17 protein-coding genes and 1 tRNA gene are annotated in these 17,305 nt (G+C 70.9%); 11 read left to right on the plus strand and 7 right to left on the minus strand.

Annotated elements, in window-relative coordinates; genetic code table 11:
• Positions 1-38: 38 nt before the first annotated feature.
• Positions 39-1,325, minus strand: coding sequence for a capsule biosynthesis protein (locus K3554_RS08565; RefSeq protein WP_259939206.1), 1,287 nt, complete (start codon positions 1,323-1,325; stop codon positions 39-41).
• Between the two features lie 135 nt (positions 1,326-1,460).
• On the opposite strand from K3554_RS08565, the gene K3554_RS08570 reads away from it, so the two are divergent.
• From K3554_RS08570 to K3554_RS08600, 7 genes are all read left to right on the plus strand, one after another.
• Positions 1,461-2,060 (plus strand): riboflavin synthase, encoded by a 600-nt coding sequence (locus tag K3554_RS08570; protein ID WP_259939208.1) that lies wholly within the window; start codon positions 1,461-1,463, stop codon positions 2,058-2,060.
• Positions 2,057-2,278: a hypothetical protein gene (locus K3554_RS08575; protein WP_259939210.1), complete on the plus strand. Its 222-nt coding sequence runs from the start codon at positions 2,057-2,059 to the stop codon at positions 2,276-2,278. Before K3554_RS08570 ends, K3554_RS08575 begins: the two co-directional genes overlap by 4 nt.
• Positions 2,279-2,366: 88 nt before the next feature.
• Positions 2,367-2,912 carry a hypothetical protein gene (locus K3554_RS08580; RefSeq protein ID WP_259939212.1) on the plus strand — a complete coding sequence of 182 codons (546 nt, stop codon included), beginning with the start codon at positions 2,367-2,369 and terminating at the stop codon, positions 2,910-2,912.
• A gap of 76 nt (positions 2,913-2,988) precedes the next feature.
• A complete protein-coding gene (ribB, locus tag K3554_RS08585; RefSeq protein ID WP_259939214.1) occupies positions 2,989-4,107 on the plus strand; it encodes a 3,4-dihydroxy-2-butanone-4-phosphate synthase in 1,119 nt (372 codons plus the stop codon).
• A gap of 4 nt (positions 4,108-4,111) precedes the next feature.
• Positions 4,112-4,654 carry a 6,7-dimethyl-8-ribityllumazine synthase gene (locus K3554_RS08590; protein WP_259939215.1) on the plus strand — a complete coding sequence of 181 codons (543 nt, stop codon included), beginning with the start codon at positions 4,112-4,114 and terminating at the stop codon, positions 4,652-4,654.
• 95 nt (positions 4,655-4,749) lie between these two features.
• Positions 4,750-5,235, plus strand: a complete 486-nt coding sequence (gene nusB / locus K3554_RS08595) for a transcription antitermination factor NusB (protein WP_259939216.1) — start codon at positions 4,750-4,752, stop codon at positions 5,233-5,235.
• 20 nt (positions 5,236-5,255) lie between these two features.
• Positions 5,256-5,951, plus strand: a complete 696-nt coding sequence (locus tag K3554_RS08600; RefSeq protein ID WP_259939217.1) for a tRNA (guanosine(46)-N(7))-methyltransferase TrmB — start codon at positions 5,256-5,258, stop codon at positions 5,949-5,951.
• A 75-nt stretch (positions 5,952-6,026) separates the two neighbouring features.
• Here the strand turns inward: K3554_RS08600 and K3554_RS08605 are convergent, their stop codons facing one another.
• Positions 6,027-6,350 (minus strand): iron-sulfur cluster assembly accessory protein, encoded by a 324-nt coding sequence (locus K3554_RS08605; protein WP_259945859.1) that lies wholly within the window; start codon positions 6,348-6,350, stop codon positions 6,027-6,029.
• Between the two features lie 113 nt (positions 6,351-6,463).
• On the opposite strand from K3554_RS08605, the gene K3554_RS08610 reads away from it, so the two are divergent.
• Positions 6,464-7,663, plus strand: a complete 1,200-nt coding sequence (locus K3554_RS08610; RefSeq protein WP_259939219.1) for a deoxyguanosinetriphosphate triphosphohydrolase — start codon at positions 6,464-6,466, stop codon at positions 7,661-7,663.
• Positions 7,664-7,740: 77 nt separating this feature from the next.
• Positions 7,741-8,109, plus strand: a complete 369-nt coding sequence (locus tag K3554_RS08615; protein ID WP_259939221.1) for an STAS/SEC14 domain-containing protein — start codon at positions 7,741-7,743, stop codon at positions 8,107-8,109.
• On the opposite strand, the gene K3554_RS08620 is transcribed toward K3554_RS08615, so the two are convergent.
• The gene (locus K3554_RS08620; protein WP_259939222.1) at positions 8,106-9,305 is read right to left on the minus strand and encodes an NAD(P)/FAD-dependent oxidoreductase; all 1,200 of its coding nucleotides are present in this window, start codon (positions 9,303-9,305) and stop codon (positions 8,106-8,108) included. The two genes, K3554_RS08615 and K3554_RS08620, sit on opposite strands and share 4 nt — an antisense overlap.
• Positions 9,306-9,395: 90 nt before the next feature.
• On the opposite strand from K3554_RS08620, the gene K3554_RS08625 reads away from it, so the two are divergent.
• Both K3554_RS08625 and K3554_RS08630 read left to right on the plus strand, forming a co-directional pair.
• Positions 9,396-9,470 (plus strand) — tRNA-Gln (locus K3554_RS08625).
• A 125-nt stretch (positions 9,471-9,595) separates the two neighbouring features.
• Positions 9,596-12,100, plus strand: coding sequence for a site-specific integrase (locus K3554_RS08630; RefSeq protein WP_259939223.1), 2,505 nt, complete (start codon positions 9,596-9,598; stop codon positions 12,098-12,100).
• 72 nt (positions 12,101-12,172) lie between these two features.
• Here the strand turns inward: K3554_RS08630 and K3554_RS08635 are convergent, their stop codons facing one another.
• The 4 genes from K3554_RS08635 to K3554_RS08650 all read right to left on the minus strand — a co-directional run bounded on the left by K3554_RS08635 (position 12,173) and on the right by K3554_RS08650 (position 17,222).
• The gene (locus K3554_RS08635; protein WP_259939225.1) at positions 12,173-13,273 is read right to left on the minus strand and encodes an HNH endonuclease domain-containing protein; all 1,101 of its coding nucleotides are present in this window, start codon (positions 13,271-13,273) and stop codon (positions 12,173-12,175) included.
• 143 nt (positions 13,274-13,416) lie between these two features.
• Complete coding sequence (locus tag K3554_RS08640) at positions 13,417-13,827, minus strand: hypothetical protein (RefSeq protein ID WP_259939227.1); 411 nt, start codon at positions 13,825-13,827, stop codon at positions 13,417-13,419.
• 268 nt (positions 13,828-14,095) lie between these two features.
• Positions 14,096-15,430, minus strand: a complete 1,335-nt coding sequence (locus K3554_RS08645) for a hypothetical protein (RefSeq protein ID WP_259939230.1) — start codon at positions 15,428-15,430, stop codon at positions 14,096-14,098.
• Positions 15,423-17,222, minus strand: coding sequence for a hypothetical protein (locus K3554_RS08650; protein WP_259939233.1), 1,800 nt, complete (start codon positions 17,220-17,222; stop codon positions 15,423-15,425). Before K3554_RS08650 ends, K3554_RS08645 begins: the two co-directional genes overlap by 8 nt.
• Positions 17,223-17,305 lie beyond the last annotated feature (83 nt).

Here is a 17,305-nt window from a genome sequence, read left to right on the forward strand (position 1 = left end):
GGGTTCGTCCCCCGTCCCGGGCCTTCGTCGCGGTGGCCCTATCCGGACACCAGTTTCAGGTTCTGCCTCGGGGCGGGTTGCCCGGTGTCGAGGCGGTCGTAGGGGTCGAGATCGCTCAGCATCATGTCCACCACCTGCCGCAGCAGCTGCCGGCGCCCGCGCGCGGAGTAGAAGCCGCCCGCCACCTGGCTCGTCTCCAGGAGGTAGTGGCGGTAGTCGCGGTAGGCGCGGCTGTCGGGGCGGGCCGGGTCGCGGAAGAACGCCTCGAGCGGCTGGTCGGACACGAATTCGGGCTTGGAGTAGACGGAGGCGCCCATGGCCTTCACGGGCAGGCCGCGCCACAGCGCCTGCTGGGCCGCCGTCGAGTTCACGGTGACCGCGGAGCGGGCCTCGTTCAGGAGGCCGGCGAGCTTGCCGCCGCGCAGGTAGTGCACGCGCCCCCGCAGCCCGTGCCGGGCGACGAGGCGCTCGATGGTGCCCTGCACCGGGGCGCGGCCGTCCTCGAGGGGGTGGGCCTTGAACACCAGGTGGTGATGGCTCGGCGCGCCGCGCGCGAAGGCGCCCACGACCTCCTCCAGGAACTCGGTCATGGAGCGGTAGGGCGAGTGGGCGCGGAAGCTGGCGTCGTGCTCCAGCTGCAGGAGGCACAGGTGGTAGGGGAAGCCGCCGCGGGTGATGCGGCCCTGCGAGATGCGCCGGCGCAGGGCGGTGGCGGGCATGAAGGCGAGGCGCCGCAGGTAGAGGCGGAACTCGCGCCCCACGGTGATGTCGCGGTGGGGCCGGTAGCCCCGGTAGCCGAGCCCAAGCGCCCCGCGCGAGAGCACAAACCAGTGGTAGAGCGCGCCGTAGAACACGTGGTGGCGCATGTCGCCCCAGTGCGCCGGCGCGTCCGGAAGATCGAGGTCCAGCGCGGCGAGCGCGCGGCGCATGTCAGGGACGGACTTCTGCATGAGGCGCGAGTTGGCGTTCGAGCCGCCGCGCTCGTAGGAGACCCACCAGGGGCGCAGGTAGCCCTCCTCGAAGACGTGGACGCGCAGGCCCATCGCGTTCGCGGCGCGCACCGCGTCGGCGTGGATCGCGCGGGTGTCGCCGTAGAGGACCACGTCGGTGATGCGCTTCTCCTCCACGATCGCCTCGAAGCGCGCGGGCCAGGCCTCGGGCGCGTCCTCGAAGGCAATGTAGGAGGGGCGGTGGAACCAGAAGGCGGCGTCGCCGTGGTTTAACCCGACGCGCCACACCTCGCACCCCGCCGCGCGCAGGAGCGCGCCGAGACGGTGGAAGAAGGGTCCGTGCGGCCCTTGCAGGAAGAGGAAGCGGCGCGGCATGGCGCGGGTATCCCTTTTGCGTCAGTGTCCTCTATTCCGCCACCCGGCGGCAGCGGAAGGGCGGGAATGTGGCGGGCATGGGGCACTTGCGGCGGCGATCCGCCCCGATTAGCCCCGCCCGCAGGAGGATCGCCCATGTTCACAGGCATCGTCACCGACATCGGAACGATCCGCGCCGTCGAGATGCGCGGTGACCTGCGCGTGCGGATCGGCACCGCCTACGACCCCGCGGGCATCGACCTGGGCGCCTCGATCGCCTGCGACGGCTGCTGCCTGACGGTGGTGGACCGGGGCGCGGACGGGGCGGGCGGCTGGTTCGACGTGGACGTGAGCGCCGAGAGCCTGTCGAAGACCGCGCTCGGAGATTGGGCCGAGGGGCGCCGCGTGAACCTGGAGCGCGCCCTGCGCGTGGGCGACGAGCTGGGCGGGCACATCGTGTCGGGCCACGTCGACGGCGTGGCCGAGATCGTGGGGGCGCAGCCCGAGGGCGACTCGATGCGCCTGCGCTTCCGCGCGCCCGAGGCGCTGGCCAAGTTCATCGCGCCGAAGGGCTCCGTCGCATTGCAGGGCTGCTCCCTGACCGTGAACGAGGTCGAGGGCGCGGAGTTCGGCGTGAACCTCATCCCCCACACCCGCGAGGTGACGACCTTCGGCGAGCGGGGCGCGGGCGACCGGGTGAACCTCGAGGTCGACACGATGGCCCGCTACGTGGCGCGGCTGCGCGAGGCGGGGTGAGGGCGCGGGTCCTCCGCTCGCTCGAGAGCGCGGACGGGACCCGCTGCGTGGACCTCGTGGCGGCGGAGGGCGGCGTGGCCTGGGTCGAGTGCCGCCGCGATCCCGAGGACGGGCACGGCTGGCGGCGCATCGGGGTGCCGTCGGGCGCCTTCGCGGACGAGGACGCCGCGCGCAGGGATGCCGCGGCGACGACCGGCTGGCTGGAGGCGGACGGCTGATGCCCGGAAACCGGGCAGGGGTGGGACGCGGGGCCGGGGCGGCACGGCCCCTCTTGCTCTCGGCACGGGTGCGCGCCACGCTCGGCCCATGACCCCCGGCATCGGACACAACTCGAACCACGACCCGAACGGCTACGCGGGGCGCCTCCACCAATGGCGCCGGGCGCGGCGCGCCCTCGTGTCGCGCGCGCTGCCCGTCGAGGTGATCCGCTCGCGGATGCGCCGCGCCGATGCGCTGGGGCTCGACTTCCGCACCTACGCCTCCGTGCGCGCCTCCACGGGGCGCGACGTGGTGGCGCTGCTGTTCTCGTCGTCGGCGCTGGGCATGCTGCGCCGGGCCGAGCTGGACGCGCGCGCCGCGCGCAAGCTGGCGGGCGTCTCGGCGGACTGCGCGGTGCTGGTCCATGCGCCGGTGCCCGTGGCCGCGCCTGCGCCGCTGGGCTGGGCCGAGCGCGCGCCCTCGTTCCTCGTGCCGCCGGGGGCCGCGGCGCGCGCGGTGGCGGCCGCGCTGCGGGCGAGGAAGCTGCCCGCGGATGCGGTGCTGATCGTGGGCGCCACGGCGGCCGAGCGCGCCTGGTGCGCCGGGGCGCGGGCGGCGGGCTACGTGGACGCCGAGGGCTACTTCGCGTCGTGACGTCGCGGGGGCCTCGGCTGGCCCTCGCGCCGCGGCCCCGCTAGACACCCCCCGGACACTGGCGCGGAGAGACCCCATGGCCGAACCCATCCCCTTCGAGGAACCCGGCCCCGTGGAGCGGGACTACGCCGACGTGATCTCGCCCGTGGACGAGATCATCGAGGACGCGCGCAACGGGCGCATGTTCATCCTGGTCGATCACGAGGACCGCGAGAACGAGGGCGACCTCGTGATCCCCGCGCAGATGGCCACGCCCGATGCGGTGAACTTCATGGCCGCCCACGGGCGCGGCCTGATCTGCCTGACGCTGCCCGGCGAGCGCATCGACGCGCTGGGCCTGCCGCTGATGTCGACCAACAACGCCTCGCGCCACGAGACGGCGTTCACGGTGTCGATCGAGGCGCGCGAGGGGGTGTCCACCGGCATCTCGGCCCACGACCGCGCGCGCACCATTGCGGTGGCCATCGACGGCTCCAAGACGGCGGCCGACATCGCCACGCCCGGCCACGTGTTCCCGCTGCGTGCCCAGCCCGGCGGCGTGCTGGTCCGCGCGGGCCACACCGAGGCGGCCACCGACATCGCCCGTCTCGCGGGCCTGATCCCGGCGGGCGTGATCTGCGAGATCATGAACGAGGACGGCACCATGGCGCGGCTGCCCGACCTCGTGGCCTTTGCGCAGCGGCACGGGCTGAAGATCGGCACGATCAGCGACCTCATCAGCTACCGCCGCCGCCACGACAACCTCGTGAACCAGACCGACGCCCGGCCCGTCACCGCGAAGGTCGGGGGCGACTGGCTGATGCGGGTGTTCTCGGACGAGACCCAGGGCGCGGAGCACGTGGTGCTGACCAAGGGCGACCTCGCGGCGCCCGGCCCGGTGCTCGTGCGGATGCATGCGCTGCATCCCCTGGAGGACGTGCTGGGCATCGGGCGCTCGGACCTGCGAGGCGCCATGAAGGTGATCGCCGACGAGGGGCGCGGCGTGGTCGTCCTGCTGCGCGACACCGAGATGAAGCTGGATACGGACGCCGCCAGCCCCGAGAAGCTGCGCCGCTACGGGCTGGGGGCGCAGATCCTGGCAGCCCTGGGCATCCACGAGATGGAGCTGGTCACCAACTCCGGCCGCCCCCGCGTGGTGGGGCTGGAGGCCTATGGCCTGAGCATCACCGGCACCCGTCCCATCCCCGAGGAGTGAGCTCATGGCCGGCCACAGCGACAACGTCCTTCCCCTGCCCAGCTTCGACGAGGCGCCGCGCATCCTCATCGTCATCGCGCCCTACTACGGCGACATCTCCACGGCACAGCTCGCTTCGGCGCGCGCGGTGATCGAGAGCGCGGGCGCCGCGCACGAGACCGTGGAGGTGCCCGGGAGCCTCGAGATCGCCCCCGCCATCGCCATCGCCCACCGGCAGTCCGACTACGACGGCTACGTGGCGCTGGGCTGCGTGATCCGGGGGCGCACCTCGCACTACGACGTGGTGGTGAACGAGAGCGCGCGGGGCATCACCACGCTCGGGCTCGCCGGCGCGTGCATCGGCAACGGCATCATCACCGTCGAGAACCGCGAGCAGGCCGAGGAGCGAGCCGATCCCGAGCGCCTCGACACGGCCGGCGGCGCGGCGGCTGCGGCGCTGCACCTCGTGCACCTCCAGCGCACGCTGCGGAAGGAGTCGAAGGGCATCGGCTTCAAGCCCGGCAGCTTCCAGCACGACGCGGCGCGCAAGGGGCCGACGGTCGCCTGAGGGCAGGGGGGCGGCGGCATGTCGCCCCGCCGCACGGGTCCCCGGCGTCCGCGCCCCATTGACCCCGTATGCGCGCGGGCCTACCTGCCGCCCCCATGCCGAACACCGATCCCGACGACGCCCGCGCCCTCCGCCGACGGATGCGCTCCGCCGCCCGCCTCTACGCGGTGCAGGCCCTCTATCAGATGGAGGCCATGGGGCAGACGCTGGACAAGGTCCGCTCGGAGTTCGAGGACCACCGCTTCGGCATGACCGTGGACGGCGTGGAGTTCGCGGAAGGCAACGTGGACCACTTCCGCTCCGTGCTGGGTGACGCCGTCAGCAACCAGGCCGCGATCGACCAGGCCACCGACCGCGCGCTGGTCGCCAAGTGGCCCATCGCCCGCATCGACCCGGTGCTGCGCGCCCTGTTCCGCGCCGCCGGCGCCGAGCTGATCTCCAAGGCCAACCCGCCCAAGGTCGTGATCTCGGAGTACATCGAGGTCGCCCGCGCCTTCTTTCCGGAAGGCAAGGAGACCGGCTTCGTGAATGCCGTGCTCGACCACATGGCCCGCGAGGTCCAGCCCGCGGCGTTCCGGTGAGCGGGCCGGACGCCGGGCGGGTGACCGAACGCCCCCACCGCAACTTCTACGGCCGCCGCAAGGGCAAGCACCTGAAGGCGAGCCACGAGCGGTACCTGGACGAGGACCTCGCCGCCCTGTCGCCGGGCGCGGTGGACTGGGACACGAACCCCGAACGCACGCCCCTCGACCTCGATGCGCTCTTCGGCGGGCGCGACCTCTGGCTGGAGATCGGCTTCGGCGGGGGCGAGCACATGGTGGCGCAGGCCGCCGCGAACCCGGGCGTCGGCATCATCGGCGCGGAGCCTTACGTGAATGGCGTGGCCATGCTGCTGGGCAAGCTGCGCGAGGCGGGCGCGGACAACGTGCGCATCCACCCCGGCGACGCGCGCGACCTGATGGACGTGCTGCCCGAGGCTTCGGTGGCGCGCGCGTTCCTGCTCTACCCCGACCCCTGGCCCAAGGCGCGCCATCATCGCCGCCGCTTCGTGACGCCCGAGCATCTGGAGCCCCTGGCACGGGTCATGCGCCCCGGCGCCGTGCTGCGGATCGCGACCGACATCCCGGACTACGTGCGACAGGCGCTGGAAGAGGTGCCGCGCGCGGGCTTCCGCTGGACCGCGGAGGGCCCCCGCGATTGGCGCGAGCCGTGGGCGGACTGGACGCGCACGCGCTACGAGGCGAAGGCGGTACGCGAGGGCAGGGCGCCGCATTATCTGACGTTCGTCAGGGATTGAGGCCGCCGGGGCTCTGCCCCGGACCCCGAGGTATTTCCGGCAAGATGAGGGAGGGCGTTCGTTCCCTCCTTACCCTCACATCGAGAAGCTGACGCCGCAGCCGCAGCTGGAGGCCGCGTTGGGGTTGTCGATGGTGAAGCGCGCGCCCACCAGTTCCTCGGTGAAGTCGATGGTGGCGCCGGCGAGGAAGGGCAGCGAGGTCGGGTCGATCACCACCGTCTCGCCCTCGCCGCTGAGGGCGAGGTCGTCGTCGGCCGGCGCATCGAGCTCGATCGCGTACTGGAAGCCCGAGCAGCCGCCGCCCTCTACGGCGACGCGCAGCGCCTTGCCGGTGCGGGCGGCGCCGATCTCGGACAGGCGCTCGAAGGCGCGGGGGGTGACGCGGGGCGGGAGCTGCATGGGAACCTCCGTGGTCTTGCCCATCAGATGGGGCAGGGGCCGCGCCTGCGCAAGCCGCGCCCCGCGCCGGAGGGGGGTGGGGATCGCGGCGCGGTCCGCTATGTATGGTTCCGATGGACCTCTACGTCAGACCGATCGCGCCCTACGCCTGCGACCCCGCCCGGAGCCGGGGGCGGCTGCACCCCGAACCCGAGAGCCGCCACCGCTCGCCGTTCCAGCGCGACCGCGACCGGATCATCCACGCCAGCGCGTTCCGGCGCCTGAAGCACAAGACGCAGGTCTTCATCGAGCACGAGGGCGACTACTTCCGCACCCGCCTCACGCATTCGATCGAGGTGGGGCAGGTGGCGCGCACCATCGCCAAGCATCTCGGCCTGAACGTGGAGCTGGCCGAGGCGGTGGCGCTGGCCCACGACCTCGGGCACCCGCCCTTCGGCCACACCGGCGAGGAGGCGCTGCAGCGGCTGATGGCCCCCTACGGCGGCTTCGACCACAACGCCCAGGCGATCCGCATCGTCACCTCGCTGGAGCGGCACTACGCCGAGTTCGACGGCCTGAACCTCACCTGGGAGACGCTGGAGGGCATCGCGAAGCACAACGGCCCCGTCCTGCCGCCGGTGCCCGCCGCACTCGCGCTCTACGATGCGCGCCACGACCTGGAGCTGTCGACCCACGCCAGCGCCGAGGCGCAGATCGCGGCCCTGTCGGACGACATCGCCTACAACAACCACGACCTCCACGACGGGCTGCGGGCCGAGCTGTTCTCCACGGCCGAGTTGGCGGAGCTGCCGATCCTGGGCGCCTGCTTTGCCGAGGTCGACGCCGCCTACCCGGATCTCGACCTCTACCGCCGCCGCCACGAGGCGCTGCGCCGCTTCTTCGGGCGACTGGTGGTGGACGTGATCGACCAGGCCGAGACGGCGCTGGCCGAGATCGCCCCCGGCTCGCCCGAGGCGGTGCGCCGCGCCGGCCGTCCGGTGGCGCGCTTCTCGCCGGCGATGTGGTCCGACCTGAAAGTGATCCGGCGCTTCCTGTTCCACCGCATGTACCGCGCGCCCTCGGTGGTCGCGATGCGCGAACGGGTCACGCGCGTGGTGGACGAGTTGTTCCCGGCCTACATGGCCGACCCCTCGGAGCTGCCCAAGCAGTGGCGCAAGGACGTCGCCGGCGTGCAGAGCGAGACCGAGCTCGCGCGCATCGTCTGCGACTACATCGCCGGGATGACGGACCGCTTCGCGATCCAGAGCCACGCGCGCCTCCTCGGGGAGATCGAAGGATTGCCCGAGATTGGCGCGACCAACGGGATGCCCTGACCGGGGCCGCTTGACCGGGGTCAAGGCACGCACCGGTCCGGAGCGTTACGAGCGAGGCGGAGAACCGGGAGAATGCCATGCTGACCGTCACCAAGCCGTCCGCCGACCGGGTGGACATCGAGCTGCGCGGCGCGCTCGACGCGGACGCGATGCGCCAGGGTCTCGACGCGCTCATCGCCGCGTCGGACGGCGTGCGGAACGGGCGGATGCTCTACACGATCACCGACTTCGCGATGCCGACCTTCGGCGCGATCGGCGTGGAGATGGGGCGCCTGCCCAAGCTGTTCGGCCTGCTCGGCAAGTTCCGCCGCTGCGCGGTACTCGCCGACGCGGATTGGCTGCAACGGGTCGCCGAGGCCGAGGGCGCGCTGTTCCCCGGCATCGACATCAAGGCGTTCGATCTTGATGAGCGCGACGAGGCGGAGGCGTGGCTGGCGCGGGACTAGACCGACTGGCCCGCCACCCAGCCCGACGACCAGGCCCACTGGAAGTTGTAGCCGCCCAGCCAGCCCGTCACGTCCACCACCTCGCCCACGAAGTGCAGGCCGGGCACGGCGCGCGCCTCCATGGTGCGGGGGTCGAGCGCGTCCGTGTCCACGCCGCCCAGCGTCACCTCGGCGGTGCGGTAGCCCTCGGTGCCCTGCGGGACGACCTGCCAGTCGTGCACCGCGGCATTCAGGCGGGCGAGCGCCGCGTTGCCCTGGTCCGCCAGCGTGCCCCGCAGGCCCGCCCGCGCCACGGCGGCGCGCGCGACCCGCTCGGGGACGAGGCGGGCGAGGGCGGTGGCGGGCGCGACCCGGCCCGCGCGCCGGCGCTCGGCGGCGAGGGAGGCGCCGACCTCCGCGCCCGCGGCGAGGTCGATCGCGACCGCCTCGCCCTCGCGCCAGTAGGAGGACGCCTGCAGCACGGACGGCCCCGAAAGTCCCCGGTGGGTGAAGAGCAGCCCGTCCCGGAAACGGGCCCGCCCGCAGGCCACCGCGCCCTCCACGGCCGTTCCCGCGAGCGCCGCCATCTCCTCCAGCGGCGCCCCCGCGAAGGTGAGCGGCACCAGCGCGGGGCGGGTGTCCGTCAGGGGCACCCCGTGGGCGCGGGCGATGCGGTAGCCGATGTCGGTGGCCCCCATCTTCGGGATCGACAGGCCCCCGGTCGCGACGATCACCCGGGCGGCGGCCATGTCTCCGCCGTCCGTGCGCACCGTGAACGGGCCGGCCCCCTCGACGCCGTGCACCACTGTCCCGAGGCGCAGCGTCGCGCCCGCCGCCGCGAGATCGCGAACGAGCCAGGCGACTACGTCGCGCGCGAAGGTCGCGCAGAAGAGCTGCCCCAGCGCCTTCTCGGTCCACGAGAGGCCCGCAGCCTCGAAGCGCGCGAGGAAGTCGCGCGCCGTGTGCCGCGACAGCGCCGAGAGCGCGAAGCGCGGGTTGCGCGACAGGAACCGCTCGGGGATCGTGGCGCGGGCGACGTTCAGGTTGGTGACGTTGCAGCGCCCGCCGCCGGAGATGCGGATCTTCTCGCCCGGCTTGCGCGCCCCGTCGATCACGAGGCACCGCCGCCCCCGCCGCGCCGCCTCGATGCCCGCGTAGAGCCCGGCCGCGCCGGCGCCGAGGACGACGACGTCCCATGGAGGGTGTGCGGTGCCCATGCCCCCGGAGCTAGCGCCGAGTGCGCCGCCGTGCGAGGCGATTTTCGGGTTGCGACCCCCCGCGCCCTCCCTTAGATCGCGCGGCACGGTTGGGGTGTAGCCAAGCGGTAAGGCAGCGGTTTTTGGTACCGTGTACCGTAGGTTCGAATCCTACCACCCCAGCCAATTTCTCCGAAAACCGCAGTGCGAACAACGGGTTAGCCTCTCCCTCCGGGGGCGATGTTTCCGGTTTGTCCAGCGGTGTGATACAAACCGTGATACAGCGTGGCACACAGGACGCACGCCTCGCCGTGCTGCGCGCCCACCGCGAGATCGCCGCCGAGGCCCTCCGCGCACCCGGCCCGCGTGCCGCCTCCGCCGGCCCCCACACCGTGCGCCGCGGCCGCGTGTTCCACTTCGCCCGCCGCCTCTCGGCGCCCGCCGAAAAAAAATTGCAGAAAAAATTTCTGCGCCTCTCGCTACGCACCGATCTCCCCGTCTCAGCGATGCATCGGGCTCTCCTGGTCCGGTCCTACGCTGCACGAGCGGAGCGAGATCTCGTGAACGGACAGATCACCCCGAACCAGGCCAAGGCCCTTCTCGGCGAGGGCGCGCGCCAGATTATCGCTGCCATGATCGATGAGCAGGAGGCGGCCGCGGGCCGCTCCGATGCCGAAATCGACGCCCGCATCGAGACGCTGAAGGCAGAAGCGCAGTCGCTGGGCCGTGCAGCACGGCGCAATCGCTTCGATGCGCTGCGCCCGTGGCTCGACGCCGCCGCCCGCGGGGCCGGCGTCGCGCTTCCCGAAGACCTGCCCACCGAGCTCGGCCGCCAGGCCGCGCAGGTGCGCCGCGACCTGCTGGAGGCCGAAGCCGAGGTCGAGGACGGCGCCGCCGTGGAAGCTGCGTGCACGCCCGTCGTCGAGCGGTTCAGCGAGGCGACCGTCGCCGTGTTCGCCCAGGCGCCTGTGACGCTCTCGACGGCCATCGCGCGGACCTACGCGCTCTACCCGACCCGCTCCATGCACGGGAACATCAAGATCGCCGGCGATCTGCTCATCGCGTGGTTCGGCGACGTTCCGGTCTGCGCCATCGACAAGGAACAGCTTCTCGCGTTCCTCGGCTGGGCCATCCGTCTTCCGAAGACGCATGGAAAGGCCCATGGTCGCGCGCATGGCGGGGCAGGCCACGTCGTCACGAAGGACGAGGAGATCGCGCGCGCCGACGCCAGGGATGCCGCGGTCATCGCCGAGATTTCCGCCATGGATTGCTCGGACGCCGAGAAGCGCGCGCTGCTCGCCGAGCGCCTCGTGCCTCGCCTGACGTTCCAGACGATCAAGCGCTACCGCGACAGCGTGAACCGCGTCTGGAAGGCTGCGGCCGACCTCGGTGCGACCGGTCTCGCCCCGGTGCCGGGTTATGCCGAAGCCGAGCGTCACATCGAGGCGGCCATGCCGGTCGATCCGCTGCACATCCACAAGACGCAGCCGAAGGCGCGTCAGCCGTGGTCCGAGGAGCGGCTCGTGGCGCTGTTCAACTCGCCCATCTATCGGGGCTGCGCCTCGCCGCACCGCCGCTGGAAGGCTGGCCCGCTGATCATTCGCGATGCGCTCTACTGGGTGCCGCTGATCGTCGCCACGCTCGGAACGCGGGTCACCGAGGTTCTCGAACTGCGCCGCGACGACCTCATCCACCGCAACGGCGTCTACTGCCTCCGCATCGGCGCCACCGCCGAGAAGCGGGTAAAGACCGAGGACAGTGTCCGCGTCGTGCCCGTGCCGCAGCTCCTTCTCGACTTCGGCCTTGTGGAGTGGGTGCGGGATCTCGCAGACGATCACGGCCCGCTGCTGTTCCCCGAGATCGCCGCGCGGGCCGAGAAGCGCAGTCTCGCCGATGCATTCGGCAAGATCCGCCTGCAGATCTGGCGCCGGCTCGGCATCGCCGATCACGACGAGGACTTCTACGCGCTGCGCAAGACGCTGCAGACGATGCTCGAGGCGAACGATGTCTCCGAAGGGCGCCGGCAGGCGATCGCGGGCCACCGCAACGGCAAGATCATCAATCGCCACTACACTGCCTTCCATGCCCGTTCGCTCAAGGGCGATCTCGACAAGGCCCGCTATGAGCTGACGCTCGTCTGGGACGCCGCGAACGGCTTCCCGGTGATCGGACACTGCGGGCTTTCCGATCGCATTCCCGAGACCGCGATCGATGTGGAACTCGCCGACGAAGGCGTCGCGGCCGTGACCGTCGACACCGAGGGCGAGCGCGCGACCTGCCGCTTCGACCACGATGCCTCTCCGAGCGAGATCGCGCAGGCGATGCCGAAATCCGTTCGGGCAAAGGTTGCGGCCGATGCGATCCGACTGCCCACGCGGGGGCGCAAGCGGGACTTGTGCGAGGCCATTGCCGCTCAGGCGAAGGCGATCGACGCCGAGCCTCTGGTGGCTCGACTTTCGCGCGAGCTGGGCGAACCCATCGCCCAGGTGAGGCCGCAGTCGTCAGACGGTTTTGGCACTGCCGGGCGCGTTGTGATCTCGGCCAATGTCGGACAGACAGTCCAGGAACTGCCGCAGTCCGTCCCCGACCTTGACGGCGCTACCGCGAGCGAGCGGACGACACGTGCGGCGTTCGAACCAATCGCCTCGGCCCCTTCGAAATCCGTGAAGAGGGCGAAACCTTTGCCCAAGAAGCGGAGCCGCCTCCGCAATGGCGCACTGGAGGCGTTGGAACCGAATGCGGAGGGCGTGCGGCTATCGGTCGGGGAAGGCGCGGCGGTGCGACGAACGCGATCGTCGCAGTATCGCCGAGCTTGAGTGAGAGGCGTGTTCAATCAGCAAGGCGTTTTCGGCTGGCCGCCAATCCAGGAAACCGCGCCGCGGAGCTTCTCAAGATCCTGCCGGGGTCCAGTCCGGAAAACCCATTCGGCGGGCAATTCCGAACAGCGGGGTGTAGGTCTCGCGGAAGGCCGAGCGAAACGTCGTCTCGTCGCTTCCCACGGGGTCGAACCCGAGGTCGGCGGCATAGTCGTCGCGCCACCGCCGCAGGGATGCCTGATGGCGACCGAGGCGATCCGCAGCATGCCAGAGTGCCGCGTGACGGCAGGCAAGGGCATCCACGGCCGCTTCGGGGGGCAACCCGTCGCGCTTGCTCGCGTTTACGGCGGGCGCAATCGGGGAGAGGTTCCAGAACCGATCGTGTCCGGTGAAGGCGTGGGGCAGGAAGTGATCGACCGCGAAGAGGTCGGGCGTCACCGAAGCCCGCGAGAACACGCAAGTGCCTCCGCCGCGCAAGTGGGCCGACCAGACCCGACGCTCTTCGGTGAGGGACGCGCGTTCGAATGCGGGTCGAACCTTTGCCAGAAGGCTCGTTGCGTGGGGGTTCCGCCGTTCAAGATACGAGAGCCAGACCGCGTCTGACCACCCATCGAAGATGGGTCCGTAGCGCTCGATAGCCGCGACCCAGTCGGGATGCACGACGATGCGGTCCGGCTCGATGCGAAACAGCGGACGCCTGTCATCGAAAAGCGCGCGTGACGCGTATGCGATCGCCCGATCGCGCTTCCCGTCGGGCAGAGAGCCGACCTCGCCCTCGAACCAAGGGCGCAAAAGACGTGTCGGAACATACCGGAGCAGGGAACGTGCAGGTCCCTCTGAAAGCTGCGTGGCCGGGACATGAGCGAGGTAGTCGAGGACATCCCCCGGTCGCATCCGCAACGCGGTGGGATCTTCGATCAGTGTGGAGAGGTGTTTCACCGCCATGTCCTGGGAACCAAGCGCGAGGCGATAGTGGAATGCAGGCCACCACGCCTCGGCGAGCATTCCCCGGAGCAGGTCGAGGAACAATGGCTCGGTATCGCCTGCGCGCACCCGTGCCAGCAACGCGCGCAGGAACAGATGCTTGTAGCTGTTCGTCACCGCCCGCATCGACTGAACGAGGGGAGCCGTGTCGATCCCGAGTTCGGGGAAGGGCTTAAGGTCGGGCACCACGACCGGAGTTAAATGCGGCATGCCCTCGGGTGCCAGAGAAAGGTTGCGATCCGGTAAGGTCCGGCGAGAGGGCTTCGCGATCAGGGGTCGAGGCTGACAGCCCTTCGCTCGGACCGGCAGAACCGGTCCGAGCTTCGGCGCGATCACCGGCCTGGCAATGCGGCGCACCTCTCATGGCGTCGCCCCCTCGAACGAAGCAGGTTGTCGAGGTTCCGGGCCCGTGTTTCGAAGGTCGCACCCAGATAGCAGATCGCGTTCTCGTCCGTCCCCGGACCGTGGGCATCTCCGACGAACCTCCGGATGGGCATCCTCGCAAGGCAGTCGCGAATGTCCCAGGCGATGCGAGCGGCCTCGGCGATCACCTCGGCGTCCGGCATCTCTTCGGTGCCGCGGTGAAGCTGATGGGCCTGACGCAGCAACGACATCAGTCTCGTTTGGGGGTAGGCTGAAGCGACATTCGCGATCTGTTCAGCATGGGCGTCCGTCACAGCAGCGAACTGCGCGAATTCGAGGTCGATTGCTTCCGGCGCGAGTATGCTCGTGACCTTGTTCATCGACGCCCCTCCCGCCGCATCGGTCGCCGAGGCCGGCGAGGCTTGACCTTCGGGTATGGGGCCTGATGGCGATGGGGCTTGGCCGTGCGACGACGGATGTGCCGAGGTTGCGCTCTTCTCATGGTTGGGCTTCCGGTCTGACTGCCCGGCTCCCACGCCGCCGGTAGGGTCGGCGCGTGCGGGCGTCACCCGGACCGCCCGCGCGCGCCGACATTCTGGCGCCCTGCAGATCATACGTTGTTGAAGCGTGCTCGATCCTCAGACGTTTTCAACGGTGCCGTCGTAGCGGCGCCAGGGCTTCTTTTGCTTCGTTCCTCGCGGCGCGCAGGGCGTCGCGTCCTCGCCGCTGGTTTGCCTGCACGGAGGCGCGGGTTTGGTAGTGAAGGCGCGTGCGCTCCGACCGCTGGCCGCAGAGCGCGAGGGCGAGCCACACCTCCCGGTCGCCGGACACGTCGCGGACGTGATCGTGCCAGAGCGTGCGGACGATGTGGGCGCCGTGACCGGTGTGGCGCCGCCAGACCTTCGAGATCCAGTCGGCGCGCAGACCGGTCTTGCCGCCGTCGAGCGAGAAGATCGGCGTTCCCTCCCGTTCGTCGTAGCCCGTCCACAGCTCACGTCCCGCCGCCGAAGCGTACACGAGCGCGTCGAGGAACGGCGTCGTCTCGGGCCACAGCGAAGGCATCTCGTAGTCCGCGCCTGTCTTGGACGTCCTGATGCTCACCGACCATCCGGTCGCGTCGCGCACGAGTTCGCGGCCCACGCGCAGGCGGTGCAGGTCGCCGATCCGGAGGGGGCAGTTCACGGCGAGCGCGAGCGCCGCAGCGTGAAGTTGTGCGATCGCCTCGGCGCGCGAGCCCGCCGGGGCGGATGCGCCCTCGCGCGCCAGATGCTCTGCGCTCTCGATGACCGCGCCGAGCGTGAGCGGACGCGCACGCAGGCGTCGATCCTTTACGCTGATCGTGCAAGCGGCCTTCTCGCCCTCTTGCCGCGCCCAGCTCGCGACTGTCTCGCACAACGACGTATGATCCCCCTGCCACGCGAGGAACCGCTCGATATGACGGAGTTGCAGTGCGACGCTGGCCGGGCGCAAACCCCGGTCCTTCGCGGCATTCCTCCACTCTCCGATGGCTCGCTTGTCGAGCCTGACGGGGACGTCTCGCTCGGCGCACTTTGCCGCCACGGCCCGCAGGACGTAGGCGATCCCTCGGAGCACGTGCGGAGCGGGCGGATCACGGCCCTCGATCCACAGACCGTCGTCGTCCAGCGCCCGCGCCGCTTCCATCTCGCGAAGCGTTCGGCGCCACGGCTCGGGCAGGGCTTCGAGGGGCACCGAATGCCGGGGAGCCGGCCCCCGTTGCCCGCCGCCTGGTTCGGGGCGGGTCTTGCGCTGCCGAAGCTCGCGCACCGCAAGGCGGACCACGCCGCAGTGATCCGGCTCTTCGGTGCATAGCGCCCGCAGGAGGCGTTCGAGCGTCGACAGGCGCCCGAACGCAAGGGCGTCCTCGACGGTCGGGTGGGGCACATGATCACTGCTCCCGCCGAGGTGATCCCTCCATCGCCCGATGAGGGCAGTCTGCGCGGGCGTGAGTGCAGGATCAGCCATGGCTCCGTCCCTCCTCGAAGTGCTGGCCGCGGCGGTGGCGATGCACTTCGCGGCGCGCCGCCCGCAGATGAGACCGTCCCGTTTCGCCGACGCGGCGCTCGTTGAGCCAGCCGTAGTATTTGCGCACCGTGTTCGCTCGGTCGCCGAGGACCTGCGCAGCCTCTTCCCAGGCGTTCGGATCGCGTGCGAGGATGTGGAACGCACACACGTGCCGTGCGAGGTGGATCGTCAGATCGAGCCCCACCGCCGCAACCCCGGCGTCGAACCGTGCGGCGAGGGTGGTGTCGTCGAGTGGGGCGTGGCTCTGGGGACCTGCGAAGAGGAAGTCGCTGTCCTGGGCGGGCTTGCCGTAGGGATGGTCCGTGATCAGCCGCGCCCGAACGTCGTCGACGAACCAGCGCAGGATCGGCATCGCCTCGTCGTCGCCCTCGATCTCGATCGGCCGCCGGTTCTTGACCGCCGTGCCATCGATGGAGAGGTGCGGCGCAGCGCCGAGGAGGTTCAGCTCGGCCTCGGGGCCATGGATGCGTAGACTGCGCAGGTTGCCCCTCCGAATGGGCGCGACGAGGAACAAGACGGCCGACATGGCGGCCGCCGTGCCGAGATCGAGCGCTCGCATCCGCTCGCGGCGTCTCAGCGGCTTGCCGGCGTCCCAGCGCGCGAGGATGCGAGTTGCCTCCCCCATGAGCGCCCACGGCATCCGATGCAGCGCCCGCTGCTGCGCCGGATCGCGGCCGTAGCGCTTGATCCAAGACAGATGGGCGGGCGACATCTGCCACGTGGAAGGCGCCTTCCTCTTAAAATTCTTTCGAAGCTTGGTGAGCGCTTCACGCTCCTTCTCGTCCGCTCCGACGTGGGCGAAATAGATGAGCCGCTGCATGTCGCGCGAGAAGCTCGTGGCATCCTCTCGAAGCTCACCGCATTCGACCCGTGCCTTCCACGCGGTGTGGTAGGCCGCGAGGCCGGGGATGGACAGGACATCGTTTAGCTCTGGCTCGGCGGGGAGGTAGCCTTTCGCGTCGAGCGCCGCGATCGCGCCGCGAACGGCGTCTTCGTAGCGATCGCGGCCACGACCTTCGCGCTCGTCATCGTCCTCGTCCTCGCCGAGCGTTTCGCGCCGCAGCGCCATGCGTGCGTCGAACTGCGACCAGAGACGCCGCAGCCGCAGTGCATCGCGGCCATACGCCGCCGTCCGGCGCTTCGCCGGGGGCGGCAGGGCAGGGGCCCCGGAGGGGAGCAGGTGTCCGACGTCCGCGCGCGTGCGTCCGCACTCGCAGAGGCGCGCGAACGACCGGAGACCGCACCGAAGCGTGCGCCTCAGCTTTCCCTGCGCGCCGTCGAAGATCCGCACCGCAGCGTCGTCGGTCATTCCCACAGGTTCGATGCCGCGCGCCGAGGCGTGACGTGCCAGCGCGCCGATGCTTAGGTCCAGGTGAGGCGGCAGATGCCCGTCGTTGCCCATGGTATGCGCGGCGACGTAGGCAAGAAGCTCGTCCCACGCTGCGAGCCGCGCGGTCGGCTCCGCGGCGCGCGGCTTGTGGGCCTTTGCCAGAGCGGCCCGCACACGGCGGCGCCATTCCAGGAACTGTGCCTGATCGCGCAGTCCGGCGGCGATGGCGCCCTTGGCGTCCCGTCCACGACCCCAGCGGCGCTCGAAGTCATCGAGGTCCGCAGGGATGCGGTGCAGCGGCGTCCGGTAGACCGTCTGGCACCGTTTGATCTGGGGGCGGATCTGCGCCGCCGTCGTCTCGGTGTAGCCGAGGGCGGACAGTGCTTGCAGAAGGTCGTCCATCGTGCGGATGGAGCGCGCACCGCGCCGGGCGGACTTTGCGTTAGACATGTCGATCTCCGTTCGTCGAGCGGACGCCATTCGCC

Source organism: Jannaschia sp. W003, from assembly GCF_025144335.1.
In the GTDB taxonomy this organism is placed as follows: Bacteria; Pseudomonadota; Alphaproteobacteria; order Rhodobacterales; family Rhodobacteraceae; genus Jannaschia.